An 8,530-nucleotide genomic window follows, 5' to 3' on the forward strand; every position below is an offset into this window, starting at 1 on the left:
GATGCAGCCCGACTAAGCAGTATATTTTATGATAATTACCTGAAAGCCAATAAACAACCAGAAGGCTTGCAGACATATAATCGAATGATCAAGCTTTCAATGGCATATTATAAGAAAAAGGGTGTAATCAAATAATCAGTCGGCTCAGGAATTCACCATATTCACAGGATTACCTTTTATAAATTGTGCCAGGTTATTAACCGCTGTTCCCATTAATCGCTGCCTCGCTTCTTTAGTCGCCCATGCCATGTGAGGAGTAATGATACAATTTTGTGCATGCAATAAAGGATTCTCTGCCGACGGCGGCTCCGTAGACAGTACGTCCACCGCTGCCCCGGCAATAATACCATTATTTAGTGCCTCCGCGAGATCCTTTTCTACAACAAGGGAACCTCTTGAAGTGTTTATAAGAAAAGCAGATCGTTTCATAATTCTCAGTCGATCTGAATTTATAAGTCCTAGTGTTTCGGGAAAAAGGGGACAGTGCAAACTGACTATATCAGAGTGCTCAAACAAATAATCAAGGCTTGCCCATTTGAAATTAATACGTTTTTCCTGCCCTAACTGTTTTCGCCCGCTGGCAATGATGTTCATACCGAATGCTGAAGCCAAATCACCGACTTTGCTTCCTATTTCACCGAATCCAATGATTCCGATAGTTTTACCAGCCAACTCTACGAGCGGTATATCCCAATAACTGAAGTCCGGAGAACCAGACCATCGACCCTGAAAAACAGTGTCGCTATGTTTTTGCACTCTGTGACACAACTCAAGAATTAGTGCAAATGTAAATTGAGCAACAGATGAAGTTCCATATCCAGGCACGTTGGTTACAATGATTCCATTTTCACGAGCTGCAAAGACATCTATTACGTTGTAGCCAGTGGCCAGAACACCGATATACTTCAAAGAATCCAATTTTGTGATTGTTTCAGCATTCAAAGGAGTTTTATTTGTAAAAACAATGTCAGCTCCTTTAGCACGCTCAACCACCTGTTCGGAAGGAGTCCGCTCATAAACAGTGAGGTCTCCAAGCTGCTCCAATTCATTCCAATTTAAGTCACCGGGGTTTAAAGTATAACCGTCCAATACAACAATTTTCATTCTATATTCCTGATTATCAATATATTTGACAAACCGCCCTCTTCATACCCGAAACTGGCAGACTTTTTGTAATTAACAATGTATCTTATTCCTCTAAATCATAAGATCGTTCTTTTTCCTCAGTTAAAAGTTAAACAACAAAAGAAATCCCGTCCCCACGGGATTTTTTTTTGTGCTAAAAAAAACACAGGTGACCTAAATTCCCACTACAAAGTTTGGAAAGCAGGACACATTTCTTTCATAAATCTACGATTTACCACCGCGAGAGCTATAAAATCAGGTCTATTTGAAAATTGTATGATTTCTGTAAAGAATCAATTCATCTCAGAAACACAAATTCTTTAGAGCTGTTAGCAATCTAACTATTTATTAAAAAGTGTTTCGCCGAGAACATAAATTAATGATAATATGACTGATATTAAAAACACACGAAATACAGATAACATTCATAAATTAAGTAAAACGCCGACGGGAATTAGTGGACTGGATGAAATTACTTTCGGGGGATTGCCTACTGGTCGGCCAACCCTTATATGCGGAACAGCGGGCTGTGGTAAAACTCTTTTTTCTCTCGAATTCATTGTGCGGGGCGCTTTGGAATACAACGAACCAGGTGTTTTCATGGCTTTCGAAGAAAAAGCTGAAGAACTTGCAACTAACGTAGCTTCTTTGGGCTTTGATCTTAGGAAACTTGAAGAAGAAAAACTTCTTAAACTCGACTATGTCCATATCGACAAAAGTGAAATTGCAGAAACGGGGGACTACAATCTCGACGGTTTATTTATCAGGCTGGGCTATGCAATAGACAGTATTGGAGCTAAACGAGTTGTTCTTGATACCATAGAAAACCTCTTCACAGGACTAACAAATCAGGGTATTCTTCGTGCAGAGATACGCAGGCTCTTTCAATTTCTCAAAGAAAAAGGCGTTACAGCGGTAATTACAGGTGAGCGTGACGGCGAAAGCTTAACAAGGCAGGGTCTTGAAGAATATGTTTCAGATTGTGTGATACTTTTGGATCACCGGGTAATTGACCAGATTTCTACACGGCGGTTAAGAGTAGTGAAATACCGTGGTTCTTTACACGGGACGAATGAATACCCTTTCCTCATTGACGATGAGGGTATTTCGGTCCTACCGGTAACCTCGTTAAATCTGGATAAACCCGTTTCCTCCGAACGAATATCTACCGGGATTCCATCTCTTGATGCGATGCTTAGTAAAGGAGGTTTCTACAAAGGTAGCAGCATTTTGGTATCCGGCACAGCAGGTACCGGAAAAACAAGTGTAGCCGCGAGTTTTGCAAATTCTACATGTGAAAGGAATGACAAATGCCTGTTTTTTGCTTTTGAAGAATCTCCACAGCAGATCATACGAAACATGCGATCTATTGGAATGGACCTTCAACACCACATGGACAAAGGGCTATTAAAGTTCTACGCCGCGCGTCCAACCTTATATGGCCTGGAAATGCATCTTGTTGCGATTCACAAAGCAATCCGGAAATTTAAACCAAATGTAGTGGTACTAGATCCCATTACAAATTTAATTACCGTGGGCTCTGTGAGTGAAGTCAAGTCGATGCTTGTCAGACTCATTGATTTTTTCCAGGCAGAACAGATTACTGTAATGTTTACCGCTCTCAGCCTTAATAATATTGTAAACGAACAAACTGATGAAGGGGTTTCTTCATTAGTTGACGCCTGGATTCTTATCAGGGATATTGAATTAAATGGTGAAAGGAACAGGGGGCTTTACATTATGAAATCAAGAGGAATGGAACATTCAAATCAGGTGCGGGAATTTGTGATAAAGGAAGATGGTTTAGATCTTGTTGACGTGTATTTAGGTCCAGAAGGGGTGCTTACGGGATCCGCCCGTGCTGAACATATCTTGCGCCAACATACAGGCTCTGTTCTTCACAATCACGCTCTTACGCGCAAGGACCGGGAGATCCTTCGTAAACGAGCAGTTTTAGAAGCAAAAATTGAAAGCTTAAAATCTGAATTTGAATCGGCCGAAGAAGAACTTAATAAAGTATATGTTGAAGATGAAATAAAAAAGCGCATCATAGATGAAAATCGAACACAAATGACCGAATTAAGAAAAGGAAAGACCAATAATAAAAAGAAATAGCTCGTCAGAAATATAAATTAAAAACATTGGAAAAAGAATATCAACTGAGGCTATATATAGCCGGAAAGACTTCGCGGTCCGTGACCGCGTTAAATAATTTGAAAAAGTATTGCGAAGAACATCTTAAAGGACAGTATTCTATCGAAGTAATTGACCTGCTTACTAATCCTCAACTTGCTGAGGGAGACCAGATTCTGGCTATCCCGACTCTAGTAAAGAAGGTGCCGGAACCCGTAAGGAAAATTATTGGGGACCTTTCAAATCAGGAAAAAGTACTCGTCGGTTTAGACATACGGCAACTATAAACAAGCATGGACGAGAGCAGTATAGAAGGGAGCGGATATGAGCGGGATTTTTTCGTGCTCCGCTTATTCGTAAGCGGCACATCGCCAAACTCGGTAAAAGCGATAAATAACCTTAAGTCTATCTGTGAATCTCATTTGATAGACCGTTATGAATTAGAAATAATTGATATTCATCAGCAGCCCGAATTAGTGAAAAATGAGGATGTGGCGGCAGTACCGATGTTAATTAAAAATTCGCCATTACCAAAACGCCGCCTGGTGGGTGATATGTCTGAAAAAGACAAGGTATTAAAAGGCTTAGGACTAATGTAAGGGACTATTTTGGACGTTTTAAAATCACATACAGAACTCCTTGCGGAATTGGATGAAATTCGCAATCAGTTAATGGAGGCTAATGATACGATTGATGCAATTCGTTCCGGTGAAATTGATGCTTTGGTTGTTAAAGACAAGCAGGGTCATCAAATTTTCACTCTGAAAAGTGCAGATCATGCTTACCGCATTTTCATTGAACAGATGACCGAAGGGGCCGTCACTTTAAATGAATCCAACCTGATAATTTCGTCAAATACTCAGTTCGCGAAAATGATCGGTCTTTCTTTAGAGAAAGTTATAGGCCAGCCATTTGAGAAGTTCCTTCCAGCAAACTATCTGGCATCTTTCAAATTCCTCATTTTCAAAGCCTGGAAAAATAATGTAAAAGGTGAACTTAAAATAAAGAGCGAAAGCGGATATGACACCCCGGTATTGCTTTCTTTAAAAACACTGGAACTAGATGAAGGGAATTCGATGAGTATTATCCTGACAGATCTGAGCAGCCAGAAAGAAACCCAACGGCTTTTACTACAGAAAAACACCCAGTTAGAAGAAGCACAAAAAATTGCACGGGAGCTGAATACTAATCTTGAAGTTACTATCAGCGAAAGAACCAGCCAGCTAGAAGATACTTTAGCCAAGAAGATACATGCGGAGGCCGAACTGAAAGCAAATCAGGAACAGCTTACACGCATTCTTGAAACCATGGCGGAAGGCGTAGTTATTGTAGACAGATCGGGAATCCTGACATATGCTAATCCAATGGCTCAGAAGTTCCTTGGTTCCGATGTCGATAAGAATATGACGAGTATTTATGGAAACGGAAAGTGGCAAAATCTAAAAGTTGATGGTACTCCCTTATCTAATGCCGAACATCCGGTTTCATTAATCATGACATCCGGACGGGAGGTGTATGATTATGAGATAGCTATTCAGCCCGCCTATTCCGAACGCTTTTATATTTCTGTTAATGCAGCTCCCTTGCGGGATGAACAGGGTGAATTGATTGGAGTTGTAGCTACGTTCATGGATGTAACTAACCGCCGGAAAATTTCACAGCATAAAGATGAATTTATAAGCGTTGCAAGTCATGAGCTGAAAACGCCATTAACATCTTTAAAAGCGTCGATGCAAATTCTAACCAAACTATTACAAGCTGACAGCAACTCTAGTAAAATCCCTGAATTTATAGATAAAGCAAATAAAAACTTGCAAAAGATCCTGTATCTGACGGAAGACCTGATGAACGTTTCAAAAATTCAACATGGCCAGTTGCCTCTTAAGAGAACCCGCTTTAATTTATCTAAGCTAGTAGCCGATTGTTGTAGCCATGTTAAATCTGACGAGAATTATAATTTTATAATGGAAGGCAGCGAAGAGATTGAAGTCTATGCAGACTTTCACAGAATCGACCAGGTTTTAGTAAATCTTGTTAATAATGCAGTGAAATATGCGCCGCAGTCAAAAACAATAAAACTTAGCTTCACCAGCCAAAATGGTATAGCTAAAGTATCGGTTCAAGATTTTGGGATTGGAATCTCACCTGAAAAGCTGCCGCATCTATTTGATCGGTATTATCGGGTAGATCCGTCCGGAATTCAATTTTCCGGTTTAGGTTTGGGCCTTTATATTTCATCCGAAATTATTGAACGGCATGGGGGCAAAATGGGGGTTGATTCAGTGATTGGGCAGGGAAGTACTTTCTGGTTTACCTTACCTATTTAGTCCCATCCTAAGCTCTTGTCTTACCGTCTCTTGAATCTAAAGTGCCGAAAAGGCAAAACAGGGTCTTTGCTTTATTAAAAAAATTGTACTAGGTTTAAACTTCATCATTGTTAGGCAAAATATCATGGTAAAATCTAATCGGCGGAAATTTTTGGCTTCGGTAGCTGGCATAGCAGCTGTAAGTGCCGCAAACGGAACCTCATTAATGGCAAAAGAAAAAAAATATATAGCACATCAAGTCTATTTCTGGCTTAAAAACCCCGGATCTTCCGAAGATCGCGCAGAACTGATTAATGGGATTAAAACGCTGAGAAAAATTGACTCTGTAAAAAAGATTACTATAGGCGTTGTTGCAACAACAGAAAAACGCTCTGTAATAGACGACAGCTGGAGTGTTTCTGAACTTGCCTTATTTACTGATTTGGCGGCCCAGTCGGCCTATCAAGTTCATCCTATACATTTAGATTTCATTAAGAATTACAGCCATCTCTGGTCTAAGGTTGTGGTTTACGATTCTGCTGAAGTTTAGGAGCTTAGCGTTAGAATTTTGTTAAATATTAATGAGTTGTGTCATAATATTAGGAATATTTCGTTTTCTAACTAGCCCGCTATTGAGAGAAGTTCCACCGCTTAATTGCCGGAATCTTTATCTATGGTTTCCGTCTTTTTTACAATATCCTGAATGATTGTATCCAATTCTTCTCCTGAATGTTCTATATAGCCCAGGTATTCGGTAAACTCCGAATCATGAATACTTTTATCCTTAAATAGACTTATTATCCCCATTATACGTGAAAGAGGAGCCCTGACTGAATGAGATTGGATCCAGGCTATCTCTCTTAACTTTTCATTTTGTCTTTCTATATCAAGTATTTGTTTCTCTCGCAGGTCATTGCTTTTCTGCAAGGCCTCAGTCCGTTCGCGGACCAGTTTTTTTAATAAGGCTTCTTGCCGGATACTGGAATATAGTTTATGAAAGAAAACGCCTGTTATGAATAATAATACTACTATTGTCGCCCTGAACCAAAAGGTTTGATAAAAAAAGGCGCCACAGTGAAGGTGAATTTGGAAACTTCGGACCATGATCCATACTGTTCGGCTTTCACCTCAAAAGTATATTCCCCCGGATCCAATAGTGTATAATAGGCTGTCCGGCGGTTTCCGGCTTTTACCCATGCGTCGGTAAGTCCCTTCAGCCTAAAATAATAAATGGTCTCCTGAGGATTAGTAAAGTTGATGCTGCTATAATTTATGCTAACATTATAGACATTAGGGGGGACAGTTATATCTTCCAATTCCGTTTCAACTGAATCCCCATATTGAATTGAATTAATTTTCACCGGTCCCAAATTCGCTCTACCATCTTTTTGAGCAGGATCAATTATCGATATCCCCTCTACCGTCGGAAACCATAAACTTCCATCATTCATCTTCCAGCCTGCAGGTGAAATATTACCGTTTGTTTCCGAATTCGCCATTCCGTCTGAAGTGCCAAACAGTCGTGAGGTTATTTGAGAATTTGCGGAATTATCGTGTTTTACTCTTAAAAGTTCCTGCCCGGAAAAACGTTGGATCCCAAAATTCCCGCTCAGCCAGACAAAGCCTTCGCCATCATCAATTATTCTATAAATTCCATTAAATTTTAGTCCATTAGCTTTATTAAGTATCTTCTTCTTTTGATGCAGGATCAGACCCGCTTCAGTGCCTAACCAAAGTGAGCCTTCCTTATCTTCATAAAAACCGTAAACTATATCTGAAGAGACCCCTGAATTATTTTTGTAATATTTGAATTCATTTTTCGGGTTTATACTAACGATTCCCGCCCCCGAACTTCCAACCCAAATATTTTTTCTTCTGTCTTCAAAAATGCTGGTTAGTTCAGTCTTTCAAATTTCACCAATAAGCGGCATGCGCTTAATTTTATCGTCTTCTAAGACTGCACGGCCTTGATCTAAGCGGAAATGAACGGCTAGAATCGATTAGAAATATCTTTCTGGTGGGTTGCTTTACCGGTCTGAGATTTTCAGATTATAGGCAAGTAAAAAGAAGTAATATCCATAATAATATTTTGACAGTAAAGACAGTCAAAACGGAGCAGCTAATTTCAATTCCAGTACATCCGCTACTTCAATCTATATTTTCTAAATATCTAGAGCATGGCGGTGAATGTCTGCCGAGAATTCCGAGCAATCAAAAAATGAATGACTATCTAAAAGAACTTTGTTTAAAAGCTGGGATTGAGGATAAAGTGGAAAAAGTGATTACAATGGGAGGCGTAAGAAAGGAAATCGACTTCAAAAAATATCAGTTGGTTTCAACTCATACAGCTAGGAGAAGTTTTGCAACAAACCTATATTTACAAGGTTTTCCAGCGATATCCATTATGAAGATAACTGGGCACAATACGGAAAAAGCCTTTTTAAGATATTTGAAGATATCGCAGCAACGGAATGCCAACGATTTGCAGGATTTTTGGGCATGCAAAAAAATACAAGATCACAAAAATGATGAAAACGGAGGAGCTAGAAAATACGCTATATGAAATAATAGCTAATGAAGTGCCATCGATAATTCTCCCAAATGACCAGCATGTCTTAAAGTTCAGTTTGTCTCCAGCCCTCAATTTTACCGGTCAGGAGAAGAAACAAGTCTATTATCGCTTTTGCTATATGGTTTATGACAAATATCCTGAGTTAGTTACCATAAGAGTATTGGGACGGGACAGACCTGTTTCCTTCAAATACAACCGCGAATATTTTGAGAGCCTTACCCGTGCACTTGAAGAAGAAAGCGAGTCTAGTAGAGCAATGCTTTTAGAAACGCTAAAAATTAAAGAACTCGTATTTATAAACGAGACAATTGAAAGCCTAAACAGCAAGTTTAAAAATGACTCTATTTTCCATAACACTTACAATTCCACGGAAGATAATAGTAAAGACCCCTGG

General features: G+C 39.4%; 11 protein-coding genes and 1 pseudogene. 8 read left to right on the top strand and 4 right to left on the bottom strand.

Annotated features, from left to right (window positions below):
- Positions 1-135: DUF3810 family protein (locus WBJ10_RS14355; protein ID WP_424291496.1), on the top strand; the 135-nt coding region annotated here is incomplete at its 5' end.
- 9 nt (positions 136-144) lie between these two features.
- Here WBJ10_RS14355 and WBJ10_RS14360 read toward each other — a convergent pair.
- A complete protein-coding gene (locus WBJ10_RS14360) occupies positions 145-1,104 on the bottom strand; it encodes a D-2-hydroxyacid dehydrogenase (RefSeq protein ID WP_424291478.1) in 960 nt (319 codons plus the stop codon).
- A 408-nt stretch (positions 1,105-1,512) separates the two neighbouring features.
- On the opposite strand from WBJ10_RS14360, the gene kaiC reads away from it, so the two are divergent.
- The 5 genes from kaiC to WBJ10_RS14385 all read left to right on the top strand — a co-directional run bounded on the left by kaiC (position 1,513) and on the right by WBJ10_RS14385 (position 6,114).
- Complete coding sequence (gene kaiC, locus WBJ10_RS14365) at positions 1,513-3,240, top strand: circadian clock protein KaiC (protein WP_424291480.1); 1,728 nt, start codon at positions 1,513-1,515, stop codon at positions 3,238-3,240.
- Between the two features lie 26 nt (positions 3,241-3,266).
- The gene (kaiB, locus tag WBJ10_RS14370; RefSeq protein ID WP_424291482.1) at positions 3,267-3,545 is read left to right on the top strand and encodes a circadian clock protein KaiB; all 279 of its coding nucleotides are present in this window, start codon (positions 3,267-3,269) and stop codon (positions 3,543-3,545) included.
- Positions 3,546-3,551: 6 nt separating this feature from the next.
- The gene (locus WBJ10_RS14375; RefSeq protein WP_424291484.1) at positions 3,552-3,857 is read left to right on the top strand and encodes a circadian clock KaiB family protein; all 306 of its coding nucleotides are present in this window, start codon (positions 3,552-3,554) and stop codon (positions 3,855-3,857) included.
- A 9-nt stretch (positions 3,858-3,866) separates the two neighbouring features.
- The gene (locus WBJ10_RS14380) at positions 3,867-5,585 is read left to right on the top strand and encodes a PAS domain-containing sensor histidine kinase (protein WP_424291486.1); all 1,719 of its coding nucleotides are present in this window, start codon (positions 3,867-3,869) and stop codon (positions 5,583-5,585) included.
- A gap of 124 nt (positions 5,586-5,709) precedes the next feature.
- Positions 5,710-6,114 carry a Dabb family protein gene (locus tag WBJ10_RS14385; protein ID WP_424291488.1) on the top strand — a complete coding sequence of 135 codons (405 nt, stop codon included), beginning with the start codon at positions 5,710-5,712 and terminating at the stop codon, positions 6,112-6,114.
- A gap of 101 nt (positions 6,115-6,215) precedes the next feature.
- On the opposite strand, the gene WBJ10_RS14390 is transcribed toward WBJ10_RS14385, so the two are convergent.
- The 3 genes and pseudogenes from WBJ10_RS14390 to WBJ10_RS14400 all read right to left on the bottom strand — a co-directional run.
- On the bottom strand, positions 6,216-6,491 hold the full coding sequence (locus tag WBJ10_RS14390) for a histidine kinase dimerization/phospho-acceptor domain-containing protein (RefSeq protein WP_424291490.1): 276 nt from the start codon (positions 6,489-6,491) through the stop codon (positions 6,216-6,218).
- Between the two features lie 101 nt (positions 6,492-6,592).
- A complete protein-coding gene (locus WBJ10_RS14395; protein WP_424291492.1) occupies positions 6,593-7,063 on the bottom strand; it encodes a triple tyrosine motif-containing protein in 471 nt (156 codons plus the stop codon).
- Between the two features lie 225 nt (positions 7,064-7,288).
- A pseudogene (locus WBJ10_RS14400) lies at positions 7,289-7,453 on the bottom strand (two-component regulator propeller domain-containing protein); the annotation flags it as partial.
- 125 nt (positions 7,454-7,578) lie between these two features.
- Here WBJ10_RS14400 and WBJ10_RS14405 point away from each other — a divergent pair.
- Both WBJ10_RS14405 and WBJ10_RS14410 read left to right on the top strand, forming a co-directional pair.
- Complete coding sequence (locus tag WBJ10_RS14405; protein WP_424291498.1) at positions 7,579-8,127, top strand: tyrosine-type recombinase/integrase; 549 nt, start codon at positions 7,579-7,581, stop codon at positions 8,125-8,127.
- Positions 8,090-8,530: hypothetical protein (locus WBJ10_RS14410; RefSeq protein WP_424291494.1), on the top strand; the 441-nt coding region annotated here is incomplete at its 3' end. The genes WBJ10_RS14405 and WBJ10_RS14410, both read left to right, overlap by 38 nt.

The organism is Daejeonella sp. (assembly GCF_049655485.1).
Lineage (GTDB): Bacteria > Bacteroidota > Bacteroidia > Sphingobacteriales > Sphingobacteriaceae > Daejeonella.